Here is a 24,706-nt window from a genome sequence, read left to right on the forward strand (position 1 = left end):
TCACTTCTGGAGATGTTCATGCGCATTCCTTCTCGTTTAATCGGCGGCGTTGTGGTCGCTACTCTGCTGACCCAACTCACCGCATGCGGCAGCATTTTCTATCCTGATCGCCGTGGTCAGATCGATGGCAAGATTGATCCGGCGATTGCCGTGCTCGACGCTGTCGGCCTGCTGTTTTACGTAATCCCTGGGCTGATCGCCTTCGGTGTCGACTTTGCTACGGGCGCGATCTACTTCCCGCATGGTCAGAGCGCGCAGATCGACCCGCAAAAACTGCAACCGGCCGTGAACGCCGATGGCAGTGTCGATAACAGCAAGCTGCAGGCCATTCTGGAAACCGAACTGGGCCGCACGCTGCCGTTGAACGATCCACGCCTGATCCAGCATCGTGGCAGCGTGCAACAACTGGCGGCCCTGGGCCTCGCGCCGTCGGCCTGACTGTAATTTGAAGGAAGCACCATGAGCACCAGCCTCGAACACGCCCGCTTGTTGCGCCTGGCAACCCGGGCATCGCTGGCGGTCGCCAGTACCCTGATCATCGCCAAGGCGGTGGCGTGGTGGCTCAGTGGATCGGTCAGCCTGCTAGCCGGGTTGACCGACTCCCTGCTCGATGGAGCAGCATCATTTCTGAATCTGCTGGCGGTGCATTACGCACTGCGGCCTGCCGATGACGATCACCGTTATGGGCATGGCAAGGCGGAAGCGCTGTCAGGCATGGCGCAGGCGCTATTCATTGCCGTCAGTGCCTGCTTGATCGGCTTTCAGGCTGTAGAACGCATCCAGAACCCGGAGCCGATTGGCTCACCCGGCCTGGGCATCGCCGTGATGCTGCTTTCACTGGTGCTGACGTTTGCCCTGCTGACGTTTCAGCACAAGGTGATCAAGGAAACGGGTTCCGCTGCAATCCGCGCCGATTCGCTGCACTACCGCTCAGATATGTTGCTGAACATGGGCATTCTGCTGGCGCTGGTGTTGGCATGGTTTGGCTGGCAGCAGCTTGACGCCTGGTTCGGCCTGGGTATTTCTCTGTACATCCTGTGGAGTGCTTTCCAGATCGCCAGGGAAACCGTTTCGGTGCTCATGGATCAGGAGCTGCCGGTGGATGTCAGCGACAGAATGCTGAAGCTGGCGTGCAGTGTGCCCGGCGTACTCGGTGCCCATGACCTGCGCACCAGGATTTCCGGCAATCATTGGTTCGTGCAGTTGCATCTGGAGTTGCCAGGCAGCCTGACGCTGTCTGTCGCCCACGGCCTCTGTGATCAGGCTGCGGCGGCGATCAACAGCGAATACCCGAAGGCCGAGGTGCTGGTGCACGCCGACCCGCAGGAAGTCGTGCGCCCAGCCGCAGTCTGAATCAGTTGATGGTGTAGCCGCGGCCCATCAGGCAAGCCACCATCGAACGACGGTAGACCTGAATCATCGCCGGTGCGTTGGGCGAGTTCGGGTCGGCCGGGTCGAAGCTGCTCTGATCTACCGACCAGCGATAGCAGTCATATTTGTCCTGAGCGACCTGCTCGGCGCTCTGCCCATTGTTCGGGTAGGCGATCGGGTCATAGGGATTGGATACCGGCGTCTGCGGCGTGTAAACCGGCTCGACGTTTTGTGGCGGATAAGCCACCACATAATCCTGTGTATCTTCCTGGTAGGTGTAGTACGTCCCGGCGGCCACAAAGAACAGTGAGCTGCCAATCCAGACTTCCTGTGAATAAGCCGGCAAGCTGCGCACTCGTACACCATACGGTGGCGTCACGATCACATAGCGCGGGCCTTGCGGGCGGTACCAGTAGCCGTCCGAGTAGTAGTAATCCAGACCGCGATACGGGACTCGGGAATAGCTGCCCGGCACACGATCAATCACGTGACCCGGACGATATTGCGGGCCGGGCCCCCAGCCATTGCCGTGGCCATCAGGACGACCGGTCCAGTGATCATTCGGACGGTTATCCCCCCGACTGCCGCGAAAACCATTGTTCTGGTCCTGGTAATACCCCTGACGCGGCGGCTGCGTCTGGCGCGCTTCGCCGGGGCCGCTTTGAATCGGCAGGTTGTTCTGACGCTGCTCCAGTTGCTGGCGATCCAACTGCCGCTGTTGATTCTGCTGCTGTTGGAATTGCTGCTGTTGCTGGCGCTCAGACTGACGCTGTTGAATTTGTTGCTGCTGAATCTGCTGCTGTTGCTGGCGGTCTACATCACGAATCTGTTGCTGCTGTTGGCGCTCGACCTGCCGTTGCTGATTCTGTTGCTGTTGAATCTGCTGTTGCTGTTGGCGTTCAACATCACGCATCTGCTGATCCTGTTGGCGCTCGACACCGCGCTGCTGTTGGATCTGTTGCTGTTGCATGTTCTGTTGCTGGCGCTGCTGCATCTGCTGCGGAGCATTGGGTTGCTCGCGCTGCTGACCCGCACCCGAGCTGCCACGGATCTGATCACGTGGCGCGTCATCCCCGGCCAAAGCCTGGGCACTGATGCTTACACATAACAGGCTCAAGCCTGCCAAATGCCAGATACGCGATTTCATGCTTTCCTCACAGGGACGCCGGATGTATGGGGTTAAGACTGCATTATTGTTGCGCCGTTCGCCGCATGCTATCAGCACGCTACTAGCGCGAACATGTTCCTGTGTGCAAACAACCGCGCACAAAGAAAAAGGGGGACCTCGCGGTCCCCCTTTGGGAATTTCGTCCTGGCTCAACGCTTGTGGCGTCGGCTCACCTCATGCCGTCTTCTGGACAGTATGTAGCCCGGGGGCCGTCCCAACCCTTTTGGGCTGGAGGCCGCAGCTGGCCTGATTGGGCGAGCCGCGCTGGACGCTATGTCCGGGCAGTGATTCTGTTTAAAAGCATAAGCCTGAGGCACTGGCACAGGATTGCTAAAATTGCCGGATAAAACATTACTTGCGCAATTTTTAGCTTCGGATGAATAATCCGGCGCAATACAACCCAGGAAGGTGAAGTTCGTGAGCAAACTCGACCGATATGATCTGAGTATTTTGGCGGAATTGCAGCGTGACGCGCGCATCTCCAATCAGGAGCTGGCTGAACGAATCGGTCTGTCCCCTTCGCCTTGCTCGCGACGCGTCAAACAATTGGAGGACGACGGCTACATCGTCAGACAGGTTGCGCTGTTGGACCGCAAAAAGCTTGGCCTTAATCTGACCGCCTACGTACTGATCGGCATGGATCGACATACGCCCGACCGCTTCGAGAACTTTGAAGCGCAGATACGCAACCTGCCTCAGGTACTCGAATGCAGTTTGGTGACCGGCATGGATGCGGACTATCAGTTGAAAGTCGTGGTGGCTGACATGGATCACTATCAAAAGCTGCTGTTAGGGCACCTTACCCGTATCGATGGTGTGACCAGCGTGAAATCGAGCTTCGTGCTTAATCAGGTGCTGGCCAGCACAGAACTTCCCTTGGTACACCTGCGCAACTGATTGGCTGGAGAGCAGTGATGGAGCCCGAAGTTTACGAACAATGGATGATGACAACCCTCATCACCCTTCTGGTCGGCTTCATGGGCTTCATCGTCTGGGATCTGGCGAAGAAGTCCAAGGCAGGACGATTTGGCACCCTCATTCTGTTCTTCGTGCTGGGCCTGGGAATCATGGCGTTTGTGATCAAGACTGTTGTGATTGCTTATCTTGAGAGCTAAAGCAATTTCATGTGGGAGCAGAGCTTGCTCGCGATAGGGCTGCACGCGATTCACTATAGACCGCGTTGCCTGTATCGCGAGCAAGCTCTGCTCCCACAAGGTCTAGACCCGCTCACAACTTCGCAGGCACTTCCCGCCACTGCCCCTGATCCAGACCTTCAATGGTCCAGTCACCGATCCTCACCCGCACCAGCCTTAACGTTGGCAGACCCACCGCCGCCGTCATGCGTCTGACCTGGCGGTTACGCCCCTCCTTGATGATCAACTCCAGCCAGCTGGTTGGCACGCTTTTGCGAAACCGTACCGGAGGATCGCGTGGCCAGAGTTGCGGCTCATCCAGTTGCCGAGCCTGAGCGGGCAAAGTCGGGCCGTCATTGAGCTGCACGCCGTCGCGCAGTTGCTGCAACTGCTCCTCACTCGGCTCGCCTTCAACCTGCACCCAATAGGTTTTCGGCAGCTTGTGTTTGGGGTCAGCAATGCGCGCCTGAAGTTGGCCGTCATTGGTCAGCAGCAACAAGCCTTCGCTGTCCCGATCCAGTCGCCCGGCCGGATAGATGCCGGGGACCTCGATGTAGTCCTTGAGCGTCGCCCGTCCTTCCCCGTCACTGAACTGAGTCAGAACGTCGAACGGCTTGTTGAACAGGATGAGCTTTGGCTCGGCGGGCGGGGCCTTGGCGACACGGCGGTTTGCACCGGCATTGGCAGATGATGGGCGACGAGCAGGAGGACGCTGGGTACGGGACATGACAGTTTCGGTATTCGGAAAACAGAAAGGGCCACTTTAATGGCCCTTTCGTTCATCACCTAATTAATCAACGGAACGGCGGCTCATCGAAGCTACGCAGTTTGCGCGAATGCAGCGAGTTGAGCTGGGTACGCATCAGGTCCAGCGCTGCAATACCGATCTTCAAATGCTGGCTGACCGCGCGCTCGTAGAACGCGTTGGCCGAGCCCGGAAGCTTGATTTCGCTGTGCAACGGTTTGTCGGAAACGCAGAGCAACGTGCCGTACGGCACACGCAAGCGATAACCCTGCGCGGCGATGGTGCCGCTTTCCATGTCCACTGCCACTGCTCGGGACAGGTTGATCAGTGGCCGCTCCTGGGCCCAGCGCAGTTCCCAGTTACGGTCGTCATAGGTCAGAACCGTACCGGTGCGCAGACGCTTCTTCAGATCGTCGCCTCGCTCGCCCGTGATCTGCGCTGCAGATTCCTGAAGAGCCAACTGCACTTCCGCCAACGCAGGGATCGGAATATGAGGCGGCAGCACGCGATCAAGAATCCCGTCGCGACGCATGTAAGCGTGAGCCAGCACGTAGTCGCCAATGGTCTGGGATTGGCGCAGGCCGCCGCAGTGGCCGATCATCAACCAGCAATGCGGGCGCAGCACCGCCAGGTGATCGGTGATGTTCTTGGCGTTTGACGGACCGACGCCGATGTTGACCAGCGTCACGCCATGACCGTCTTCAGCGATCAGGTGATAAGCCGGCATTTGATAACGATGCCAGACCACACTGGCGACAATCGCCTGCGCTTCGCCGTGATCCATGCTCTTTTCGACGATGACGTTACCCGGCAGGACCATGCGCACAAAGCGCGGGTCTTCGCGCAGCTTTTCCAGGCCATGAACGATGAACTGGTCAACGTAGCGGTGGTAGTTGGTCAGCAGGATCCAAGGCTGTACATGACGCCAGTCGCTACCGGTGTAATGCACCAGACGTCGCAGGGAAAAGTCCACGCGGGCGGCATCGAACAAGGCCAGCGGCAGCGGATCGGTGTTGGCCCAGTCGTACAGACCGTCAGCGATGCCATCAGTGGCGGCGGACAAGTCGGTGCTGGGGAAAACCCGCGCCAGCGCTGCGGCCGTCACGCCAGAACCGGCCAGCTCGTCGCCCTGTTCAACCACATAGGGATACGGGATGTTTTGCTCACTGACGCCGACTTCCACCGTAATCGTGAAATCGTTCATCAATGGCCCGAGTTGTTCGAGCAGGTATTTGCGGAAGGCCGCCGGGTGAGTCACGGTCACGCTGTAGTTGCCGGGCAACTGAACCTTGGCATAAGCGCGAGTGGTCAGCGGCACTTCGCCCTGGCAGTGATAAGTCAGACGCAACTCTGGATAGCGGAACAGGGCACGCTGATCGGCGTCAGGCTCGATCCGGTCTTTCAGATACCGCTTGAGTGCCTGGCTCAGCGCACGGGTAGCGCGCTCGTGCAGTTCAGCAAGGCGATCCACGGCTTGTTCGGGCGTTTCAACGACAATAAAAGTTTCAGTCACGATTGGTATCCTTCTGATCTTGCAGTGGCCCATCTTGCCTGCATCGTGAAGGGAAGGCACTAGTGGCGTAGTGCGGAAATTCGGGAGATTCCACATTTGCCCACAATCGACGTGGGACCGGCTTTAGCCGGGAAAGAGACCTATCGAGCGATACACATATAGTGACTGTACCGGCGTCTTCCCGGCTGAAGCCGGTCCCACGTCATCAGTGATTCCTGTGGGAGCGAGGCAATCCCGGCGAGTTATGTCCATCACCCAACCATCGGGGTGGACCTCGCAACCAGTGATTGCACATCAAGGCCTCTTGGCAAGGTGCCGTACACCGAGCTTCGCGACGCCAGTCGACTGGCAATAAATGCATCACTGACCGCCGCGTTCCCCGCCTCAAGCAGCAGCTTGGCCTGCAGGGCGAGGGCGATGTCTTCGGTTAACTGCCGGGCGCGGTATTGAATATCACCGGTATCCCGGAACGCCGCTTTCAAGCCGTCGATGTGCATCGCCAGATCCTGATCGCCATGCCCGTCGCCCAACTCGGCGAACAAAGTATCCAGCACGCCCGACTCCTTGGACAGCGCCCGCAGCACGTCCAGGCATTGCACGTTACCGGAGCCTTCCCACGTGGAATTGACCGGTGCTTCACGATAAAGCCGCGGCAGGATGCTGTCCTCGACATACCCCGCGCCGCCCATGCACTCCGCCGCCTCATTGATCATGGCCGGGGCCCGTTTGCAGATCCAGTATTTGCCAACTGCCGTCACCAACCGGGCGAAACGCGCCTCGTGCGGATCGTCCAGATGATCCAGCGCGCGCCCCATGCGCATGCTCAAGGCCAGCGCCGCTTCACTCTCCAGCGCCAGATCGGCGAGTACGTTCTGCATCAGAGGCTGTTCGGCCAACACCCGCCCGCCGACACTGCGATGAGCGCAATGATGCGCGGCCTGGCTCAAGGCCTGACGCATCAGGGCACTGGACCCGACCATACAGTCGAAGCGGGTCATGGCAACCATTTCGATAATGGTCGGCACACCACGACCTTCCTCACCGATCATCCAGGCAAACGCCCCGCGGAATTCCACTTCGCTGGAGGCGTTGGACCAGTTACCCAGTTTGTTCTTCAGGCGCTGTATGTAGAACTCGTTGCGGGTGTCGTCCGGGCGATGGCGTGGCAGCAGGAAACAAGTCAGGCCCTTGTCGGTCTGCGCCAGCGTCAGGAAGGCATCGCACATCGGCGCCGAACAAAACCATTTATGACCGACCAGCTCGTAAGCCTGCCCCGGACCTGGCGCTCCAACGGGATAAGCCCGCGTGGTATTGGCGCGCACATCGGTACCGCCCTGCTTCTCGGTTATGGCCATGCCAATGGTTACGCCTGCCTTGTGCGCCATGCCGATATTTCGTGGGTCATATGCTCGTGCAAGGATTTTCGGCAGCCACTGGGCGGCGATATCCGGCTGCACGCGCAGTGCAGGCACACTGGCAAAGGTCATGGTCAACGGGCATCCGCTACCGGCTTCGGCCTGACTGTGCAGATAGCTCATAGCGGCGCGGGCAACATGGGCGCCGGGTTGTGGATCAGTCCAGGGTAGCGACGGGATGCCATGCTCCACCGCCGTGCTCATCAGTTGATGGTAAGCAGGGTGAAACTCGACCAGATCAATACGGTGCCCATATCGATCATGGCTGACGAAAACCGGCTTGTTCTGATTGGCGAGAAAACCCGCCTCCATCAGCGGTCCGCCCGCCAGCGCCCCATAAGCGTCGATTCGGCCCTGAGCCCAACCGGCACCAAAGCGCTCCGACCATTGCTGCAATGGCAGATCAATACGATAGAGATTCGCGCCGTCCAGAGAGGGCGGCTGGTTGGTGACTTCGTGGGTTTCGGCGAACTGATGCAGGTTCATGGCGATCTCCTCTCTGTCGGCGCGCTTTAAACACAGCCAGACATGAAGTGAATCACGCACACCTCGCTTTAAAAAGCGCCATACACGACGAATTGACGGCGCTTTTGCCCTTCCTCGTTAGCCACCGCTGTGCAGTTTCACAGGTGTATCTGCATGCGCGAGATTCTGCGCCGCGCAGCCCAGCGTCACTTTGAGTGCAAAACAACTGCCCTCTCCCGGCGCAGAACTGTGACTCAGCCGCCCGCCGTGCAACTCAATCAACTGTCGGCAAATAGCCAGGCCAATGCCCAAGCCGCCATATTGACGGGTCAACGAGCCGTCCACCTGAAAGAAGTGCTGATAAAGCGTCGACTCATCCAGCCGGGTAAAACCTATGCCGCTGTCGATGACCTCAATCAACAACTGCACCTGCCCTTCGCCTTGCGTCTGCTGCTGAACGCGAATTCTGACCGAGCCGAACTGGGTGAACTTGATAGCGTTGTCCAGCAGGCATTCCAGGCACTGGCGCAACTTGTAGACATCTCCGACCAGGCCAGACCGTAACGGCTCCACCCACTCAATGATCAATTTAAGCCCTTTGTCCTGCGCAGCATTGGTGAACTGACCCTTGAGCCCGTGAATGAGGCAGCGTAAATCGAAGGATTCAGGCACGACATGAAGCCTTCCTGCCTGCAGCTCCGTCAGGGTCAAAATGCCGTTCACCATGCCCATCATGTCCTGTGCAGAACTGGCAGCGGTCTGGTGATACGAAGAGAGTTCGGGATTCAGTTCTACGGTCTGCATCAATTCCAGCGACCCAATCACGCCATTCATCGGGGTACGCAGTTCATGAGTCAGTGAGGCGAGAAACTCATCCTTGAGCCGATTGCTTGCTGCCAGTTGCTGATTGGCACGCTCCAGGTTTTCTCGGGCCTCGCGCATGATCTGCGCATGCTCTTCGCGGCTCTGATTGATCCGCACAGCCAATGCCATGGAAACCAGCGCAGCTTCCATCGCCGAGCCAATCTGATTGGCGTACATGGTGAAGAAACTGTGCGGCAGGTAGCCCGCCAACATGCCGACGTGAATGACACTGCCCAGCAGAAAGGCAGTCCAGGCGAGGACAAAGTAACGAGCCTCGCGCACCCCATGGCACATTGCGGTGATGCCAGCGATAAAGATCATCGCGGTAAAGATCAGCATCAACCCGCCATACAGGCGAAACGCGAGGCTGAGGTTGGGTGACAGGCTCAAGAGCATCACGACACCGGCGGCCGCCATTACCAGCACCAGTGATTGATCAAGCCAAAGGCCGATCTTCTTGGTCTGCAGAAAAGATCGGGCAAACTGACAAGCAAACAGAACCGACAACATCAGCAAGAACAAGGGCGCGACATTGGCCAGCCAGGGACTTTCCGGCCAAAGAAATTCGACACCAATACCGTTAAGCGCCAGTTGATAAAGCCCGAGGGGAGCGATGTAAAGCACGTAGTACAGGTAACTGACGTCACGCACACCCAGATAGATGCACAGGTTGTAGATCAGCATCACCAGCAGCACGCCGTACAGCACACCCAGCACATACATGCGCGGCGGTTGATCTTCCAGATAAGCACTGCTGTCCCAAAGACTCAGAGGGACCTGAATCGAACCGGCGCTTTTCACGCGTAAATAAATGGTCTTGCTTTGCCCGGGCTCCAGACTGACTTCGAACAGGTAATTGGCCTGCTTAATCTGTCGACTGGAAAACGGCAGCATGTCTCCGGTCTGCCAGGCAAGGTGCTGGGTCCCGATGGCATCGGGCAGGTAAAAGTCCACATAATCCATAGGCGGATAGGCGAGCTCCACCATCCAGTCGCGGTGGGCGGTGACGTCTCTGGGCATATAGCGCAGATCCACCCTGAGCCAGAAGGCAGAGTTGGAAAAACCGGCGTTGAGGGTGTCGCTGTCGAGGGCTCGAAAACTCGATGACATCGCCGCCGAGCTGACGTCACTGATCGTCGCTTCGCCGCTGACATCTTCAAACACCTGAACTGCACGGCCCAACGCCAGGCTGCGAGTGCTCTCGTCGAATTCGACGGCACTGGCTAGCTGCGACAACAAGGCGACCAGCATGATCAACAAATAGCGCATAAAGCCCCGGATAGATCCGTCAGTTGACGTCGCTGTCCCCCTTCCATTGGAGCGACGCTTTCTGCGATTCCTGATTTTTTAGAGTAGCTCCAGACAGACTGAAACAACCATCTCAATACGGGCCTGTTCGCTCAGGCCTGCTTACTCACACAGCGGTACCGGGTTAGTGCCATCACTATTTCATGCCAACGCTTTAAAGCATAGCCGCCTAATGGTCTTATGCATTAATTTGTTAAAACTCCTGGAAGGCTCTATCTCGGCACTTACAGACAGGTCGAGTTTTTTATGCAGTAAATTCATGCGCTGAATAGCGTCTCAGAATCTCTATCAGCTGTATGAAAATTCCGAGTCCGCTGAGCGGTGCCAAAAAAAGTTTAGTGGTAAGCTCGCGCACCATGAATATCTATAGCTCCCGCCCTGTTGTCCTCTGCCTCTCCGGCCACGATCCAAGTGGTGGTGCCGGTCTGCAAGCAGATATCGAAGCACTGCTCGCCCAGGGTTGCCACGCGGCCCCGGCAATCACCGCCTTGACCGTTCAAGACACCGTTAATGTCACTGACTTCAGGGTGCTGGACCGCGAATGGGTACTGGCACAAGCCAACGCCGTACTCAACGACTCGACTGTCGCCGCCGTGAAACTGGGCATGCTCGGCTCGCTGGAAATGGTTGATACCGTTGTGGGGCTGCTTGAAGCGCATCCACACCTGCCAATGGTCTGCGACCCGGTATTACGCGCGGGCGGCGGTGGACGGCTGGGCAAGGATGAGGTCGGCTACGCCATGCGTGAGCGTTTGCTGCCGCTGGCAACCATTGCGACGCCCAATCTGCCGGAAGCCCGGATTCTGGCCGAGCTGCCGGAAGGCACGGCCGACGAATGCGCCGAGAAGTTGCTGCCATTTTGCGAGCATCTGTTGATCACCGGCGGCCATGGCGATGAGGTGGAAGTCCACAACCGTCTCTATATCCGTGGCGGTGAAACACGCACCTTTATCTGCCAGCGTCTGCCTGGCAGCTATCACGGCTCCGGCTGCACGCTGGCCAGTGCCCTTGCAGGCCGACTGGCTCAGGGCGAAAACCTGATCAGCGCCGTGCAGAACGCGCTCGACTACACTTGGCGCACGCTGCGCGATGCCGAACAGCTGGGCAAAGGACAATTTGTTCCTCGTCGCCTGCCCCTGGATTTCTGTTCGTAACGCCACGTGATGAGGCTTTTTCTATGAAACTACGTGGCTTGTATGCCGTTACCGACAGTCGCCTGTTGGCGGGTAAATTCCTGTCTTACGTCCAGGCTGCCCTTGATGGCGGCGTCACCCTGCTGCAGTACCGTGACAAATCGGGCGATGAAACCCATCGTCTGCGCGAAGCCACGGCACTGCTGAGGCTTTGCGAGCAGTACCGGACCCGCTTGATCATCAATGATGACGCCGAGGTTGCCGCTCGCCTGGGTGTTGGCGTGCACATGGGCCAGACCGATGGCTCACTGACCGATGCCCGTGCGCTGTTGGGCCATAAGGCCATTGTCGGCGCCACCTGCCATGGCAGCCTCGCAATGGCTGAAAAAGCCAAGGCCGACGGGGCGACGTATCTCGCTTTCGGACGTTTCTTCAACTCGACAACCAAACCTGACGCCCCCGCTATTGAGCTGGACGTTCTGGCTCAGGCCCGCGCTCGCTTCAACATGCCGATCGCCGTCATCGGTGGCATCACCCTGGAAAACGCTCCGCAACTGGTGGAGCACGGTGCTGACCTGTTGGCCGTGGTGCATGGCCTGTTCGGTGCCGAAAATACTCAGGAAGTCACCCGCCGCGCCCGCGCCTTCAACGCCTTGCTTTCCAGACGCTGATCGCGCCCGACCCTTATTTCGATTACGTAAGAGACTCACTTATGTCCCGCTCTGAAACCCTGTTCGCCAATGCTCAAAAACACATTCCCGGTGGCGTGAACTCGCCGGTGCGCGCCTTCAAAAGCGTTGGTGGCACGCCGCTGTTCTTCAAGCACGCGGCCGGTGCTTACGTGACTGACGAAGACGACAAGCGCTATGTCGACTACGTTGGCTCGTGGGGTCCGATGATCCTCGGCCATAGCCACCCGGAAGTGCTGGATGCCGTGCGCAGTCAGCTGGAACACGGTTTGTCCTATGGCGCGCCAACCGCCATGGAAACCGAAATGGCCGATCTGGTCTGCTCCATCGTGCCGTCGATGGAGATGGTCCGCATGGTCAGTTCGGGCACCGAAGCGACCATGAGCGCCATTCGTCTGGCCCGTGGTTTTACCGGTCGCGACAGCATCATCAAGTTCGAAGGCTGCTACCACGGCCACTCTGACAGCCTGCTGGTCAAAGCGGGTTCCGGCGCACTGACCCTCGGCGTGCCAAGCTCGCCGGGCGTACCCGCGGCATTCGCCAAACATACGCTGACCGTGCCGTTCAATGACCTGGACGCCGTTAAAGCGCTGCTGGCTGAAGTCGGTCAGGAAGTCGCGTGCATCATCGTCGAGCCGGTTGCGGGCAACATGAACTGCGTACCGCCTGCCCCGGGTTATCTGCAAGGTCTGCGTGCATTGTGCGATGAGCATGGCGTAGTGCTGATTTTTGACGAAGTCATGACCGGTTTCCGCGTGGCCCTCGGCGGCGCGCAGGCTTATTACGGCGTAACTCCAGACCTGAGCACCTTTGGCAAGATCATTGGCGGCGGCATGCCGGTTGGCTGCTTTGGCGGCAAACGCGAAATCATGTCGCACATCGCCCCGCTGGGCCCGGTTTATCAGGCTGGCACACTGTCGGGTAACCCTCTGGCCATGGCCGCCGGCCTGACCACCTTGCGCCTGATCAGCCGTCCGGGCTTCCATGACGAACTGAGCGACTTCACCCGTCGCCTGCTCGAAGGCCTGCAACAACGCGCCGATGCAGCCGGCATTCCATTCGTGACGACTCAAGCGGGCGGCATGTTCGGTCTGTACTTCAGCGAAGCCAAAGAAATTGTCACCTTCAACGACGTCATGACCAGCGACGCTGACCGCTTCAAACGCTTCTTCCACCTGATGCTGGAGGGCGGCGTTTACCTGGCACCAAGTGCCTTCGAAGCAGGCTTCACCTCTATTGCCCATGGCGAAGAAGAGTTGAAGTTGACGCTGGATGCGGCAGAAAAGGCGTTTGCGGCGCTGAAATAAGGGCGGCATGAACCCTGGTAGGAGCTAACTTGTTGGCGAGACGGTATCCCTGATACACCGTCTCGCCAACAAGTTAGCTCCTACCGGGCATACCGCACCCCGCAAAACCGGGCTTTTCAGCCCCGCGCAGCAGAAAAACAGTAAAGACTTTGTAAGGTTGGCCTCGCTTATTTCATAATGCGCAGCCAGCACGTTTAGCTGGACGGGCACGCCCGCACCTTTTTCAGAGGTAAGTCGATTCCCATGAACCGCACCGGCCGCACCCTTGCATTGGGCTGCCTGTTGCTTATTCATCCCCTGCTGGCGAATGCAGGCGGCAACTCGTTGTTAATCCCAGCGGTGGGTCGTTGCACCCTCAATACCCAGCCAGACAACCTGCCTGCGGCGCTTTCGGCGTGTGAGCAAGCGGCACAGTCCGGGGATGCGCAAGCACAATACGAGTTGGGCGAATTTTACTACGACGGTAAACACGCGCCACAAGACTTGCCCAAAGCACTTGGTTATTTCGAGCAGGCTTCGCTGCAGGGTCATGCGCAGGCGCAGTATCAGCTCGGCTTGATGTTCTCCAAGGGCGAAGGCGTGCAGGCCAACAATGTTCAGGCGTACATCGTGCTGAAGATGGCCTCGGTCAACGGCTCCGAAGACGCTCTGGACGCCGCAGACGAAGTCGCCGAGCACATGCAGCGCGACGAGCTCGAAGTCGCCACTCAGGTACTGGGACAGATTTTCCGCAAATATTTGCTGGAGTTGCAGACAGCTGAAGGCCGTACGCCGTTTGCTCCGCTGCCTTAGAGATCACTGCAGATCTGAAAAACCTATGCCGCGAATGTTAGCGACACCTCCGCTGCTACAGACGTACCCCACTCCGTAGGACTGGTTTTAACGGGGGCACATTGTTCCTGACCAGAACCGGTAGATCGACCTCCCGCGCCGAAAAACTTACGACATTTTCTGTAGGGCATTTCCCAAACCGCCTTCCATGCATTGAGCGCCCGTCGCTCATCAGCCACTCTCCCGCCCCTCGCTCAGGGTCGGCTTAGGTATTAAGTGCTCCGCCATCTGGACCCTGGCCTCTATTCGCCAGCCCACGGCAAGGAGCCTGCATGACCCAATCCCAAATGACACCGCGTGGCCACATGGCAAACCTGGTCGGCAGGGCTCAACCCGCCGAGACGCCCGATGCTGGCGGATTCTGTCCGCTGATGAGTCAGACCCTGCAGTTGTTACCGGTGCGTTATGGCCTGGTAGAAGACCTAGATCCCTCTATTGAAATCGCCATGCCGTACACGTTGCAGGCTTTGCCCTTGGGGTTTCGCCTGCTGCGCGATGGTTTTCTGTACATCATCGACAGCGCCACCGGCTTTTTGCACGAGTACCAGATAGCAAATGGCTCCGTGACTGCGCTGTTGTTCAAAGGTGATCAGGTCACCAAGGACCGTCGACCGGATGTCATCGAGGCTGATCCCGCCTTGGCGTTCTCTCGCTGCAGCGTGCTGCATGTTTCTTTTTCGGAGGTCCAGTGGACGGCGTTCAAATGTGCTCAGGTCATAAAGGTCGCTACCGAGCGTGACTACTTCATGCAGCGTGTCAGCTTCGAAAATATTCAGCGCGGCGATGCGCGGGACCTGATCGACGACCGGAAGATGGCGGTGTGGCTGGCCGAAAGCAGCGGCAGCTGGGCGAACAAACCTGACGATAATTCGACGAAGATTCCCTACGCCTGGGAACACACCCCGCTGTATCGCCAGACAATTATTGAAGAGTTCACCAGCCAGGTCACCACGGCTCACAAGCGTGACTTTCTGTTCCTGGCAGTTCGAGATGACGTCGGGGTGATGCGTGACCTCGCGCAGTATCAAGACCAGGTGGTCGGTCAGATCGACAATTGGGCGCTGAGTCAGCAGGGCGAGGTCGAGCGCGACTATTTGCTGGGCTGCTACATAGAATCTCTTACCCAGATTAACGAGGAGGATCTGAACAAACGCGCTAAAAAGGACCGGACGCTCAAAGCCTTGCTTGATGATCTGGAAACCCTGCCCGATCCTGAGCGCACTCAGACCCGCAATACGTTGCGAGAGGTGATGAGCCAGGATAACCGTCAGGAAGCGGGGGCCTATTTCAATGATCCCAATAAACCTGCAGACCTGCAGGAACGCCTCGAAAAAGCCAAACCGGACCGGCTGAGCATGGATGACGGCATCGAGGCACGTGCCGGTACCATTCAGCAATATCAACTCGAACAACGTTTCGTCGGCACCAGCCCGGCCTTCATCGCCCGGCATCGCAAAACCCTCTGGAAGCTGTATCGCCAGATGGGCAAACCCACTGAAGACGCTCTCTACGGCGCCAAATTCGGCCAGCGCGGCATCAATGACTTGATCGACCGGCCGCGCATGGATGCCTTTCTCAAGCAGCAACGGGCAATCCTGCAGCCACTCAACGAACTACTGGAAAAGATCACCCAGGATCGCCTCGATCTGCTGCTCAAAAACCGCCTGCATCGCGCTATTTGGTATTACGACATCGAAGACAGCGAGCAGGTTGATCACGCCCTGCTCACCGAATACGCCTGTCTGAAAGACATCTGCCGAAGCGACAAAGCCGTTGATTCAGTTCTGGATTGGCTGAACAACAACCCGGCCATGTCCCGCCCGATGTTCTACGCCGCACCGTTGAGCGCACAAACCGAGCTGGGCGTTCAGTTCGCCGCCTTCACCAACGCCAGCTGGCTGTTTTTCAAGGATGCACCGCAATGGCTGGAACGCCTCAAACACTGGGGCGCGGGCCTGGTGCTCGACACCGGGCGGCTATCGCCCGCCTCTCAAGTCAATCTCACGGCTGCCTGGGGCACGCTGGCTCCAGCCTTGCAGATGGGCATTCAACAGGCGGTGCAGGCTTTCTTGCAGCAGATGGAAAAAGGCCAGTTGCCGGACATGGAGGCGCTGTTTCGCAGCCTGCCCAAGGCAGCGGGCGTTGCGATCCTTGATGCAGCGCGGCGCGAGAACGTGACGTTCCAGGTGGCCAGCGCCGAAGACCTGCAAAACCTTGGCAAGACGGTCAAGGCCGTGCAGCAGCATCGTGATCGTCTGCGCACCTTGACCAGCATGTCCCGCGAGCGCAAGGCCGCTGATCCTTCCTGGCATCGGAGCTCCGATGCCAACTGGTTCAAAGAGCAACGGCAAACCACCCAACGGTCCCTGGCCGAACTGGAGCAACAATTGGCCAAGGCCATGAGCCCCGTTACTGACCTGCCAACCGACTCGACTCACCTGCAATCCGCGTCACCCGGCAAACCGGGGTTGGCGTTGGTGTTCCCTGCGCAACAGCATCGGGAGGTTCAGTCGGTGCTGGAGAGTTATCGAAAGGGCGTGACGGTGGCACCGAAGGCCGGGCTGCTCGGGGATGGGGCTGGGTTATTGGTGTTTGTGGCGCAGGCGGTGAATTTGGTTGTGGTGAGTAGAGAAGTTTTTTCGCAGCCGAATACTTCTCGAGACAGATGGCCTTTCTTTAGCTCGCTTGCGGCGACCATGGCAGCAGGTTTTGGGGCCGCTCAGGGCATTGCGGACACAGCGCTCGGCGCACACGCCGCAGAGCTGGCGAAAAACTTCAAGAAAGCTGAACTGCTGGGCGTTCATGTGCAAATGGGGAAACTACATATTGGCCTTGGAATGATGGGTTACTTCGCAGGGATGATCGCTGCGACGATGAGTCTTGCGAGCTCCCATAAAAATTGGCAAGACTCAGTTCGTAGCGGCAACAGAGAGGCGCAGGTTGGGGCCACCATCAGCATGCTGGGCAATAGCGGCTTTCTGGCTAGCAACAGTTATGGCTTCGCTCAAACGATTCAAGCCTTCCGCCATGTTCTTGCTGCCGAAGCTGGAACCGCCGCGAGAACAGCCGCTTGGGCGGCTGCAGGTGTGCGCCTGTCTACAGTATTTTTACGTTTTAACCTGGCAGGGATTTTGTTTACTGCCCTGGAGCTGTCCGGCAGTTGGTACTTCAACCGCAACAACCTCAGCCGGCATGATCGCTGGCTGCTAAGCACACCATGGGCCCAGGGGCAGGACTCCGACCTTTGTCTTTCTTTACCTCTTGCTCATTATTTGAAGGAGCTGCGCGCGCATTACCAGGCCCCACGTATGCAAATCATCCCGAGCAGCGGTGACACACCTCGCCGGTTCTTGCTGCATTTCCCGACACTGTTTGCTGCTGAACTGACAAAACCTCTTGGCAGTCATGCCAGTGCTACCGCGCTCAACATTGGCGGCTATCAATTGTTAAGCCTCATTGGCAGGCCTGAGCGCTGGAGCCCCTTGGGCACCGCCCTGGAGGATCGTCTGCACATCAAAGCGCTCAACCCCCTGATTGTGGAGTTGACGGATGTGCGCGGCCTTATCAATTCAGACCAGCCCAGCCACACTGACATCGTGCTCTCAATTCAGCTGGGCCCCATCACTTCCAAGGGGCAGCACGAAGCCAACGTGTATGAGGTGCGCTTCCCGGTGTTTGGCGAAAGCGGCGACTTCCCGGCGGTGGACCTCGATCCACCGGGCGAAGAATGCAAGTACTTCGCTATTCATCCCGACCTCATGCCTGAGGTAAAAAATAAGATGGCGAAAGACATTACTAGCCCGCCGCCCATCAATCACGCTCCCCGCGCTGGCATGCTGGAGGCATTCCAGACTGGTCAGGTGACTTATCTTGCGCCATTACCGTTGCCTACCGATTTACCGGCGCAGGATTACGGCGGCGCAGTGGGAGAACTAAACGACAGATACCTCGACTTTGGAGTCGGCTTGCCCGCTGTTTTCGCTTGGCAGATGGGCCTTGGAACACCTTTCTGGGCAATCTGGTTTTTTGGCTTATTCTTCCCCGCGCTTGACTGGTTACTTTCTATTGTGGAAGGACGAGGATTGGAGAAGGCCACCGAGTTTTCGCTGCAACTGATTCGAGGGGGCCTGGAAATGGGAGGATGGGCCGCCGCCTTTTCCCTCACCATCTACCTCGCAATAACCTTCAACCACCTAAACAAATACAAAGAAGTCGTCCCCACCCGCTTCAACCGCCAGCGCCGGGAAGTCTGTTTCGTCCCCCGCGGTCATACCGAGCCTATCTTCGTGCCGTGGGAGTCGCTGTCTGCCTGGGTCGTGCAGGCCCGGAGTGTGACGCAATACGGCATGGATATCCGCTACGCCATGGGCGTCGGGTTTTATCATCCGCCTCACGATGAGCATTACAGCCTGGAGTTTTTCTGCGCCGGGTTTGATTTGGCGGTTTGTAACTGGGAGGCGATCCGCGCGTATATGGAATATGAGGTTCATACCCTCAAGGAAATTCAGGACCCGCTTGAGCTGCAAAACCCCGGCGACCCGCCTCATGAAGGGCTGCATACGTTTTACAACGCACGGGAACGCATGCGGCGTCGGCGCAAGAATCGCGAGGTTGGCTTCTTCTATCCCTTCTGGTGGTACACGTACCACGTGCTGACCCTGTGGACCCTGCCCAACTACCTCACCGAATGGGAAATCCGCCGGATCAAAAGCATCGGTCGTGCAGTCGTTCCCGAGGCGATGAAAAGCTGGTCCGAGCCGCTGCCAGCGGAGCAGTGGGCCAAGCCCAGTGGAGAATTGCTACGCCTGAGCCAGGCAGTGAAAGCCCTGCGAGAGAAGCGCCCTGGTCAGAACCTTGCGTCCAGATTTGCCGAGGTCCAGCAGGCGGGTCGAAATACGGCCAAACGAGCCTAGATGGATGACGAATCTGTAGGTGCCAGCAGGTTGGCGATACGTGAGATCCGCGCCATCAGAAAGATCGCCTCGCGAACAAGTTCGCTCTCGTCAAACAACCGGCAAACCACTGGATTGAAATGCATTTTCTGTAGGAGCTGCCGAAGGCTGCGAAGCATTTCTCCTGATACACCGCGATCGCAGCCTTCGGCAGCTCCTACAGGTCCTACGTTGCCGCGAGACAGCGCGGTGCCATCGACACCGGGTTGAAGCTTCTACAGGCCAACCGCCAACCGGAAGACAAGCACCCTTTTTTCTATATGACCAAACCCTGATTTAGCGAACCAAGGACTATGACCTCTGAAACTCTAGACCGGCCACCGCCCATCAATCATGCCCCGAGCGCTGGCATGCTGGAGGTATTCCCAACCGGTCAGGTGACTTATTTGGCCCCATTGCCGTTACCCACCGACCTGCCGGCGCAGGATTACGGCGGCGCTGTAGGCGAAGTAAACGATATTTATATGGACTTTGGAGTCGGCTTGCCCGCTGTTTTTGCCTGGCAGATGGGACTAGGGACACCATTCTGGGCCATTTGGTTTTTTGGACTTTTTGCACCAGTTCTCGCTTGGTTTTTCGGAATAATGTTCGGTGGATCGATGGCGGAAGCCATAGAGTTTGGGCTCCAAGTGATGCCTGAAGGCTTTGAATTAGGTAGCTGGGCCGCCGCAGTCGCCCTCACCATCTACCTAGCAATAACCTTCAACCACCTAAACAAATACAAAGAAGTCGTCCCCACCCGCTTCAACCGTCAGCGCCGTGAAGTCTGTTTCGTCCCCCGCGGTCATACCGAGCCTATCTTCGTGCCGTGGGAATCGCTATCCGCCTGGGTCGTGCAGGCCCGGAGTGTGACGCAGTACGGCATGGATATCCGCTACGCCATGGGCGTCGGGTTTTATCATCCGCCTCACGATGAGCATTACAGCCTGGAGTTTTTCTGCGCTGGGTTTGATTTGGCGGTGTGTAACTGGGAGGCGATCCGCGCGTACATGGAGTATGAGGTGCATACCCTCAAGGAAATTCAGGACCCGCTTGAACTGCAAAACCCCGGCGACCCGCCCCATGAAGGGCTGCATACGTTTTACAACGCACGGGAACGCATGCGGCGTCGGCGCAAGAATCGCGAGGTTGGCTTCTTTTATCCGTTCTGGTGGTACACGTACCACGTGCTGACCCTGTGGACCCTGCCCAACCACCTCACCGAATGGGAAATCCGCCGAATCAAAAGCATCGGTCGTGCAGTCGTTCCCGAGGCGATGAAAAGCTGGTCCGAGCCGCTGCCAGCGGAGCAGTGGGCCAAGCCCAGTGAAGAATTGCAGCGTCTGAGCCTGGCGGTGAAGGATCTTCGAGAGCAAAAGCCCAATCAGAACCTTGCGGCACGATTTACCGAGGCGCAGTCCAGCGCAGGAAAGTGAAACTCAAAGGGACGAAAGCTTACTTGTCCGGCATCGGCACAGGAAACGGCATCACGTTGCTGGTGCCCCGGGCTTCGCTGATCTTTGGTGTGCCGATTCGCTCGACTTCATCAATGCGCACAATTGAATGCATGGGCACAAAGCTGCGCACTACGCCTTCGAACTGTGCCTTGAGCTTTTCCTCGCTCGGGTCCACCACAACGGTTGTGCGCTCGCCAAAGACGAATTCCTCTACTTCAAGGAAACCCCACAGATCACTTTGATAGATCTGCTTGGCGTACATCTCGAACACCTGGCCCTGGTTGAGGAAAATCACTTTGTAGATTGGAGCTTCGCGTTTGGTCATAAAGGGCGGGTAAGAATCGGGGACATAAAAAGAGGGCGCGAACTATAGCATGCCCGTTCGGTAGAGGACGCTAGGAAGCAGAGACCGACGCCACTATAATGCGCGGTTATTTGAACCACCTGATGACGGACGCATGGCCAAGAAGCTTTATATCGAAACCCACGGTTGCCAGATGAACGAGTACGACAGCTCGCGCATGGTCGATCTGCTGGGTGAGCATCAGGCCCTGGAAGTCACCGCTCGCGCGGAAGATGCCGACGTCATCCTGCTCAACACCTGTTCAATCCGCGAACGCGCCCAGGACCGGGTTTATTCCCAGCTGGGCCGCTGGCGTGAGCTGAAACTGGCCAATCCGGAAATGGTGATCGCTGTCGGCGGTTGCGTTGCCAGCCAGGAAGGTGCGGCTATCCGTGATCGCGCACCGTACGTGGACGTGGTTTTTGGCCCGCAGACCCTGCACCGCTTGCCGGAAATGATTGATGCCGCGCGCTTCACGCGGTTGCCGCAGGTGGATGTCTCGTTCCCGGAAATCGAAAAGTTCGACCACTTGCCCGAGCCACGTGTGGATGGCCCGAGTGCGTATGTGTCGGTCATGGAAGGCTGCAGCAAGTACTGCACCTTCTGCGTGGTCCCTTACACCCGCGGTGAAGAAGTCAGCCGTCCGTTTGATGACGTCGTGGCCGAGGTGATTCACCTGGCGGAAAACGGCGTGCGTGAAGTGACGTTGCTGGGTCAGAACGTCAACGGTTATCGCGGTACGACCCATGACGGCCGCGCCGCCGATCTGGCCGACCTGATCCGGGTGGTTGCAGCCATCGATGGCATCGATCGCATTCGCTACACCACGTCACACCCGCTGGAGTTCTCCGACAGCCTGATCCTGGCTCATGCCGAAGTGCCGGAACTGGTCAAACATCTGCACCTGCCGGTGCAATCGGGCTCGGACCGTATTCTGGCCGCCATGAAACGCAATCACACCACGCTTGAATACAAGTCCAGAATCCGCAAGCTCAAGGCTGCAGTGCCAGGGATCAGCATCAGTTCTGACTTCATCGTCGGCTTCCCGGGCGAAACTGATAAAGACCATGAAAACACCATGAAGCTCATCGCCGACGTCGGCTTTGACTTCTCGTTTTCCTTCGTCTACAGCCCGCGCCCCGGCACTCCAGCAGCAGATCTGAAAGATGAGACTCCCGAAGCGCTGAAAAAAGAGCGCCTGGCCGCCCTTCAGCACAGACTGAACCAGCAGGGTTTCGAGATCAGCCGACAGATGGTCGGCAGCATCCAGCGCATCCTTGTGACTGACTATTCGAAAAAAGATCCTGGCGAACTGCAGGGCCGTACCGAGAACAACCGGATCGTGAACTTCCGCTGTGACAATCCCAAGCTGATCGGCCAGTTCGCTGATGTGCACATCGACGACGCCCAGCCGCACTCGTTGCGGGGGTCATTGCTGAATTGACAGCACCGAGCACGCCGGGCCGGTAGGAGCCAACTTGTTGGCGAGGCATTGGTCCTGCGTAGCTACGGATGACGCCTCGCGAACGAGTTCGCTCCTACCGGGATTTCATTGCTGCACCGATTTACCCACAACCTTTATCAAGTCAGAGCTTTCGCACTCAGGTCACAGGGTTTATCCTTCGTTTCACCTTAATTGCCCAGGGCGGCTAAAAACGACCTTGAACGTACAAGTCGAACCACATCGTTTCACCCTCGAACCCTTCGAGGCCTATCGCTTCGCAAATCTCTGCGGGCAACTCGACGAGAATCTGCGTCTCATCGAACAGCGCCTGAATATTGAGATCCGCAATCGCGGAAATCAGTTCGAGCTGATTGGCGAGCCCACTCAAACCACCTCAGCCGAAAACCTGTTGCGCCGTCTTTATCGTGAAGCCAAAAGCTCCGAACTGTCGCCTGACATGGTCCACCTGTTCCTGCAGGAATCCGGTGTCGAAGAGCTGGACAACCATCCAGCGGCTGACCCAGGCGTGGCTCTGCGGACCAAAAAAGGCATGATTCGCCCACGTGGTTTGAATCAGCAGCGCTACGTTAAAGAAATCCTCGGCAACGACATTAACTTCGGCATCGGCCCGGCCGGTACTGGCAAGACGTACCTTGCCGTGGCCTGTGCCGTGGACGCGCTTGAGCGTGAGCAGATCCGACGCATCCTGTTGGTGCGACCGGCCGTTGAAGCAGGCGAAAAGCTCGGTTTCCTGCCCGGTGATCTGGCACAGAAAATCGACCCTTATCTGCGCCCGCTCTATGACGCACTGTACGAAATGCTGGGCTTCGAATACGTCGCCAAGCTGATCGAAAAGCAGGTCATTGAGGTCGCACCGCTGGCTTACATGCGCGGTCGCACGCTCAATAACAGCTTCATTATTCTCGATGAAAGCCAGAACACCACGGTCGAGCAAATGAAAATGTTTCTGACCCGTATCGGTTTCGGCTCAACCGCCGTGATCACTGGTGACATTACTCAGGTCGACCTGCCAAAAGGCACCAAGTCGGGTCTGACCCATGTCATTGAGGTGCTCAAGGACGTGCCGGGCATCAGTTTCACGCACTTCAAGCCCAAGGACGTGGTGCGTCACCCGCTGGTGCAGCGCATTGTCGAAGCCTACGAGCGCTTCGAAGACCGCAACAGCGACGCGCCACCCGCCACGACCAATTCCTCCCGGGAATACCGCCGCGATGCTTGAGCTGGACCTGCAAGTGGCTAGCGAAGCAAGCGTACCCAGCGAAGCCCAGTTCCGCCTTTGGTGTGAAATGGGCTTGCGCCAGCGCAGCGCCGACTCCGAGCTGACCATCCGGCTGGTGGATGAAACCGAAGGCCGTGAGCTTAATCACACGTGGCGACACAAAGATTACGCGACTAACGTTCTGTCGTTCCCGGCTGATGTGCCCGATGACATGCTGGATATTCCGCTGCTCGGCGATCTGGTCATCTGTGCCCCGGTCATTGCTCGCGAAGCGACGGAACAAGGCAAGGCGTCAGATGCGCATTGGGCGCATATGGTCATTCACGGTTGTCTGCATCTGTTGGGTTACGACCACATCGACGATGAAGAAGCCGAGGAAATGGAAGCGCTGGAACGAACGTTGCTTGAGGAGTTGGGCTATCCCGATCCTTATGCCGATGACGAACACGACGAACCTCCACATTCAGCAATACCAAGCAAGGACAACGAGTAAGGGCTATGAGCGAAGATCGATCGAGCAACGGGCAAAAGTCATGGCTGGGTAAGCTCACCCAGGCTTTTGCCCATGAGCCGAAAAACCGCCAGGAGCTGCTTGAGCTGCTGCGCGAAGCCCATCAGAACAAGCTGCTGGACAGCGAAGCGCTGGCCATCGTCGAAGGCGCCATTCAGGTCGCTGACCTGCAAGTCCGGGACATCATGGTCCCGCGCTCGCAAATGATCAGCATCAAGGCCAGCCAGACGCCGCGGGAGTTCCTGCCCGCCGTCATCGATGCCGCCCACTCCCGTTATCCAGTGATCGGCGAAAGCCACGATGATGTACTCGGTGTGCTGCTCGCCAAAGACCTGCTTCCGTTGATCCTCAAGGAAGACGGCGGCGAAGGCGATATCAAGAACCTGCTGCGCCCTGCCACCTTCGTTCCGGAATCCAAGCGCCTGAACGTGCTGCTGCGTGAATTCCGTGCCAACCACAATCACATGGCCATCGTCATTGACGAATATGGCGGTGTGGCCGGTTTGGTGACCATCGAAGACGTGCTGGAACAGATCGTTGGCGATATCGAAGACGAGCACGATGTCGAGGAAGACAGCTACATCAAACCGCTGCCCAGCGGCGACTTCCTGGTCAAGGCGCTCACGCCTATCGAAAGCTTCAACGAGTTCTTCGACAGCGAGTTCTCCGATGATGAATTCGACACGGTGGGTGGCCTGGTGATGAATGCTTTTGGACATCTGCCCAAGCGTAATGAAATCACCGTGATTGGCGCGTACCGTTTCCGGATTCTCAACGCTGACAGCCGTCGTATCCACTTGCTGCGCTTGAGCCCTGTCACACGCTCGTAATGCTATCT

At 57.8% G+C, this 24,706-nt stretch carries 20 protein-coding genes; 14 read left to right on the forward strand and 6 right to left on the reverse strand.

Annotated elements, in window-relative coordinates; genetic code table 11:
* Positions 1–18 precede the first annotated feature (18 nt).
* Together CKW31_RS22690 and CKW31_RS22695 are read left to right on the forward strand one after the other, a co-directional pair.
* The gene (locus tag CKW31_RS22690) at positions 19–438 is read left to right on the forward strand and encodes a hypothetical protein (protein ID WP_027901831.1); all 420 of its coding nucleotides are present in this window, start codon (positions 19–21) and stop codon (positions 436–438) included.
* A gap of 21 nt (positions 439–459) precedes the next feature.
* Positions 460–1,353: a cation diffusion facilitator family transporter gene (locus CKW31_RS22695; protein ID WP_095100397.1), complete on the forward strand. Its 894-nt coding sequence runs from the start codon at positions 460–462 to the stop codon at positions 1,351–1,353.
* 1 nt (position 1,354) lies between these two features.
* Here the strand turns inward: CKW31_RS22695 and CKW31_RS22700 are convergent, their stop codons facing one another.
* On the reverse strand, positions 1,355–2,518 hold the full coding sequence (locus CKW31_RS22700) for a DUF6515 family protein (RefSeq protein ID WP_095100399.1): 1,164 nt from the start codon (positions 2,516–2,518) through the stop codon (positions 1,355–1,357).
* 438 nt (positions 2,519–2,956) lie between these two features.
* Here CKW31_RS22700 and CKW31_RS22705 point away from each other — a divergent pair, with 438 nt between their 5' ends.
* Together CKW31_RS22705 and CKW31_RS22710 are read left to right on the forward strand one after the other, a co-directional pair.
* Positions 2,957–3,436 (forward strand): Lrp/AsnC family transcriptional regulator, encoded by a 480-nt coding sequence (locus tag CKW31_RS22705; protein WP_027901835.1) that lies wholly within the window; start codon positions 2,957–2,959, stop codon positions 3,434–3,436.
* A 17-nt stretch (positions 3,437–3,453) separates the two neighbouring features.
* The gene (locus CKW31_RS22710) at positions 3,454–3,654 is read left to right on the forward strand and encodes a DUF2788 domain-containing protein (protein ID WP_095100401.1); all 201 of its coding nucleotides are present in this window, start codon (positions 3,454–3,456) and stop codon (positions 3,652–3,654) included.
* A gap of 112 nt (positions 3,655–3,766) precedes the next feature.
* Here CKW31_RS22710 and CKW31_RS22715 read toward each other — a convergent pair whose 3' ends face one another.
* The 4 genes from CKW31_RS22715 to CKW31_RS22730 all read right to left on the reverse strand — a co-directional run bounded on the left by CKW31_RS22715 (position 3,767) and on the right by CKW31_RS22730 (position 9,943).
* Entirely contained in the window at positions 3,767–4,399 is a 633-nt protein-coding gene (locus CKW31_RS22715) for a pseudouridine synthase (protein ID WP_095100403.1), read from the reverse strand.
* Positions 4,400–4,466: 67 nt separating this feature from the next.
* A complete protein-coding gene (gene amn, locus CKW31_RS22720) occupies positions 4,467–5,963 on the reverse strand; it encodes an AMP nucleosidase (RefSeq protein WP_176469957.1) in 1,497 nt (498 codons plus the stop codon).
* Positions 5,964–6,181: 218 nt separating this feature from the next.
* Positions 6,182–7,831 carry an acyl-CoA dehydrogenase family protein gene (locus CKW31_RS22725; protein WP_095100407.1) on the reverse strand — a complete coding sequence of 550 codons (1,650 nt, stop codon included), beginning with the start codon at positions 7,829–7,831 and terminating at the stop codon, positions 6,182–6,184.
* A gap of 117 nt (positions 7,832–7,948) precedes the next feature.
* Positions 7,949–9,943 (reverse strand): hybrid sensor histidine kinase/response regulator, encoded by a 1,995-nt coding sequence (locus CKW31_RS22730; protein ID WP_095100409.1) that lies wholly within the window; start codon positions 9,941–9,943, stop codon positions 7,949–7,951.
* A 395-nt stretch (positions 9,944–10,338) separates the two neighbouring features.
* Here CKW31_RS22730 and CKW31_RS22735 point away from each other — a divergent pair, with 395 nt between their 5' ends.
* The 6 genes from CKW31_RS22735 (at position 10,339) to CKW31_RS22760 (ending at position 20,309) form a co-directional block, all read left to right on the forward strand.
* Complete coding sequence (locus tag CKW31_RS22735) at positions 10,339–11,136, forward strand: hydroxymethylpyrimidine/phosphomethylpyrimidine kinase (protein ID WP_095100577.1); 798 nt, start codon at positions 10,339–10,341, stop codon at positions 11,134–11,136.
* A 23-nt stretch (positions 11,137–11,159) separates the two neighbouring features.
* Entirely contained in the window at positions 11,160–11,786 is a 627-nt protein-coding gene (gene thiE, locus CKW31_RS22740; RefSeq protein ID WP_095100411.1) for a thiamine phosphate synthase, read from the forward strand.
* 41 nt (positions 11,787–11,827) lie between these two features.
* Positions 11,828–13,111 (forward strand): glutamate-1-semialdehyde 2,1-aminomutase, encoded by a 1,284-nt coding sequence (gene hemL, locus CKW31_RS22745; RefSeq protein ID WP_095100413.1) that lies wholly within the window; start codon positions 11,828–11,830, stop codon positions 13,109–13,111.
* Positions 13,112–13,354: 243 nt separating this feature from the next.
* Complete coding sequence (locus CKW31_RS22750; RefSeq protein WP_095100415.1) at positions 13,355–13,903, forward strand: tetratricopeptide repeat protein; 549 nt, start codon at positions 13,355–13,357, stop codon at positions 13,901–13,903.
* Positions 13,904–14,214: 311 nt separating this feature from the next.
* Entirely contained in the window at positions 14,215–18,855 is a 4,641-nt protein-coding gene (locus CKW31_RS30140; protein WP_256582698.1) for a toxin VasX, read from the forward strand.
* 389 nt (positions 18,856–19,244) lie between these two features.
* Entirely contained in the window at positions 19,245–20,309 is a 1,065-nt protein-coding gene (locus CKW31_RS22760; protein WP_256582699.1) for a hypothetical protein, read from the forward strand.
* A gap of 19 nt (positions 20,310–20,328) precedes the next feature.
* Here the strand turns inward: CKW31_RS22760 and CKW31_RS22765 are convergent, their stop codons facing one another.
* Positions 20,329–20,655 (reverse strand): DUF1820 family protein, encoded by a 327-nt coding sequence (locus tag CKW31_RS22765; RefSeq protein ID WP_027902336.1) that lies wholly within the window; start codon positions 20,653–20,655, stop codon positions 20,329–20,331.
* A 133-nt stretch (positions 20,656–20,788) separates the two neighbouring features.
* Between CKW31_RS22765 and miaB the strand changes: the two genes are divergently transcribed.
* The 4 genes from miaB to CKW31_RS22785 all read left to right on the forward strand — a co-directional run bounded on the left by miaB (position 20,789) and on the right by CKW31_RS22785 (position 24,698).
* Positions 20,789–22,117: a tRNA (N6-isopentenyl adenosine(37)-C2)-methylthiotransferase MiaB gene (gene miaB / locus CKW31_RS22770; protein ID WP_095100419.1), complete on the forward strand. Its 1,329-nt coding sequence runs from the start codon at positions 20,789–20,791 to the stop codon at positions 22,115–22,117.
* 217 nt (positions 22,118–22,334) lie between these two features.
* On the forward strand, positions 22,335–23,357 hold the full coding sequence (locus CKW31_RS22775; protein WP_095100421.1) for a PhoH family protein: 1,023 nt from the start codon (positions 22,335–22,337) through the stop codon (positions 23,355–23,357).
* A complete protein-coding gene (gene ybeY / locus CKW31_RS22780; protein WP_095100423.1) occupies positions 23,350–23,850 on the forward strand; it encodes an rRNA maturation RNase YbeY in 501 nt (166 codons plus the stop codon). The genes CKW31_RS22775 and ybeY overlap by 8 nt, the downstream gene beginning before the upstream one ends.
* 5 nt (positions 23,851–23,855) lie before the next feature.
* Positions 23,856–24,698, forward strand: a complete 843-nt coding sequence (locus CKW31_RS22785) for an HlyC/CorC family transporter (protein ID WP_095100425.1) — start codon at positions 23,856–23,858, stop codon at positions 24,696–24,698.
* Positions 24,699–24,706: the final 8 nt, after the last annotated feature.

Source organism: Pseudomonas sp. Irchel 3A5 (assembly GCF_900187575.1).
GTDB lineage: Bacteria > Pseudomonadota > Gammaproteobacteria > Pseudomonadales > Pseudomonadaceae > Aquipseudomonas > Aquipseudomonas folii.

Bases quoted from the DNA above. Each gene is read 5' to 3' on its own strand.
- CKW31_RS22690 (WP_027901831.1), top strand. From the start codon at position 19: ATGCGCATTCCTTCTCGTTTAATCGGCGGCGTTGTGGTCGCTACTCTG.
- CKW31_RS22695 (WP_095100397.1), top strand. From the start codon at position 460: ATGAGCACCAGCCTCGAACACGCCCGCTTGTTGCGCCTGGCAACCCGG.
- CKW31_RS22700 (WP_095100399.1), bottom strand. From the start codon at position 2,518: ATGAAATCGCGTATCTGGCATTTGGCAGGCTTGAGCCTGTTATGTGTA.
- CKW31_RS22710 (WP_095100401.1), top strand. From the start codon at position 3,454: ATGGAGCCCGAAGTTTACGAACAATGGATGATGACAACCCTCATCACC.
- CKW31_RS22715 (WP_095100403.1), bottom strand. From the start codon at position 4,399: ATGTCCCGTACCCAGCGTCCTCCTGCTCGTCGCCCATCATCTGCCAAT.
- amn (WP_176469957.1), bottom strand. From the start codon at position 5,963: ATGGGCCACTGCAAGATCAGAAGGATACCAATCGTGACTGAAACTTTT.
- CKW31_RS22725 (WP_095100407.1), bottom strand. From the start codon at position 7,831: ATGAACCTGCATCAGTTCGCCGAAACCCACGAAGTCACCAACCAGCCG.
- CKW31_RS22730 (WP_095100409.1), bottom strand. From the start codon at position 9,943: ATGCGCTATTTGTTGATCATGCTGGTCGCCTTGTTGTCGCAGCTAGCC.
- CKW31_RS22735 (WP_095100577.1), top strand. From the start codon at position 10,339: ATGAATATCTATAGCTCCCGCCCTGTTGTCCTCTGCCTCTCCGGCCAC.
- thiE (WP_095100411.1), top strand. From the start codon at position 11,160: ATGAAACTACGTGGCTTGTATGCCGTTACCGACAGTCGCCTGTTGGCG.
- hemL (WP_095100413.1), top strand. From the start codon at position 11,828: ATGTCCCGCTCTGAAACCCTGTTCGCCAATGCTCAAAAACACATTCCC.
- CKW31_RS22750 (WP_095100415.1), top strand. From the start codon at position 13,355: ATGAACCGCACCGGCCGCACCCTTGCATTGGGCTGCCTGTTGCTTATT.
- CKW31_RS30140 (WP_256582698.1), top strand. From the start codon at position 14,215: ATGACCCAATCCCAAATGACACCGCGTGGCCACATGGCAAACCTGGTC.
- CKW31_RS22760 (WP_256582699.1), top strand. From the start codon at position 19,245: ATGCTGGAGGTATTCCCAACCGGTCAGGTGACTTATTTGGCCCCATTG.
- CKW31_RS22765 (WP_027902336.1), bottom strand. From the start codon at position 20,655: ATGACCAAACGCGAAGCTCCAATCTACAAAGTGATTTTCCTCAACCAG.
- miaB (WP_095100419.1), top strand. From the start codon at position 20,789: ATGGCCAAGAAGCTTTATATCGAAACCCACGGTTGCCAGATGAACGAG.
- ybeY (WP_095100423.1), top strand. From the start codon at position 23,350: ATGCTTGAGCTGGACCTGCAAGTGGCTAGCGAAGCAAGCGTACCCAGC.
- CKW31_RS22785 (WP_095100425.1), top strand. From the start codon at position 23,856: ATGAGCGAAGATCGATCGAGCAACGGGCAAAAGTCATGGCTGGGTAAG.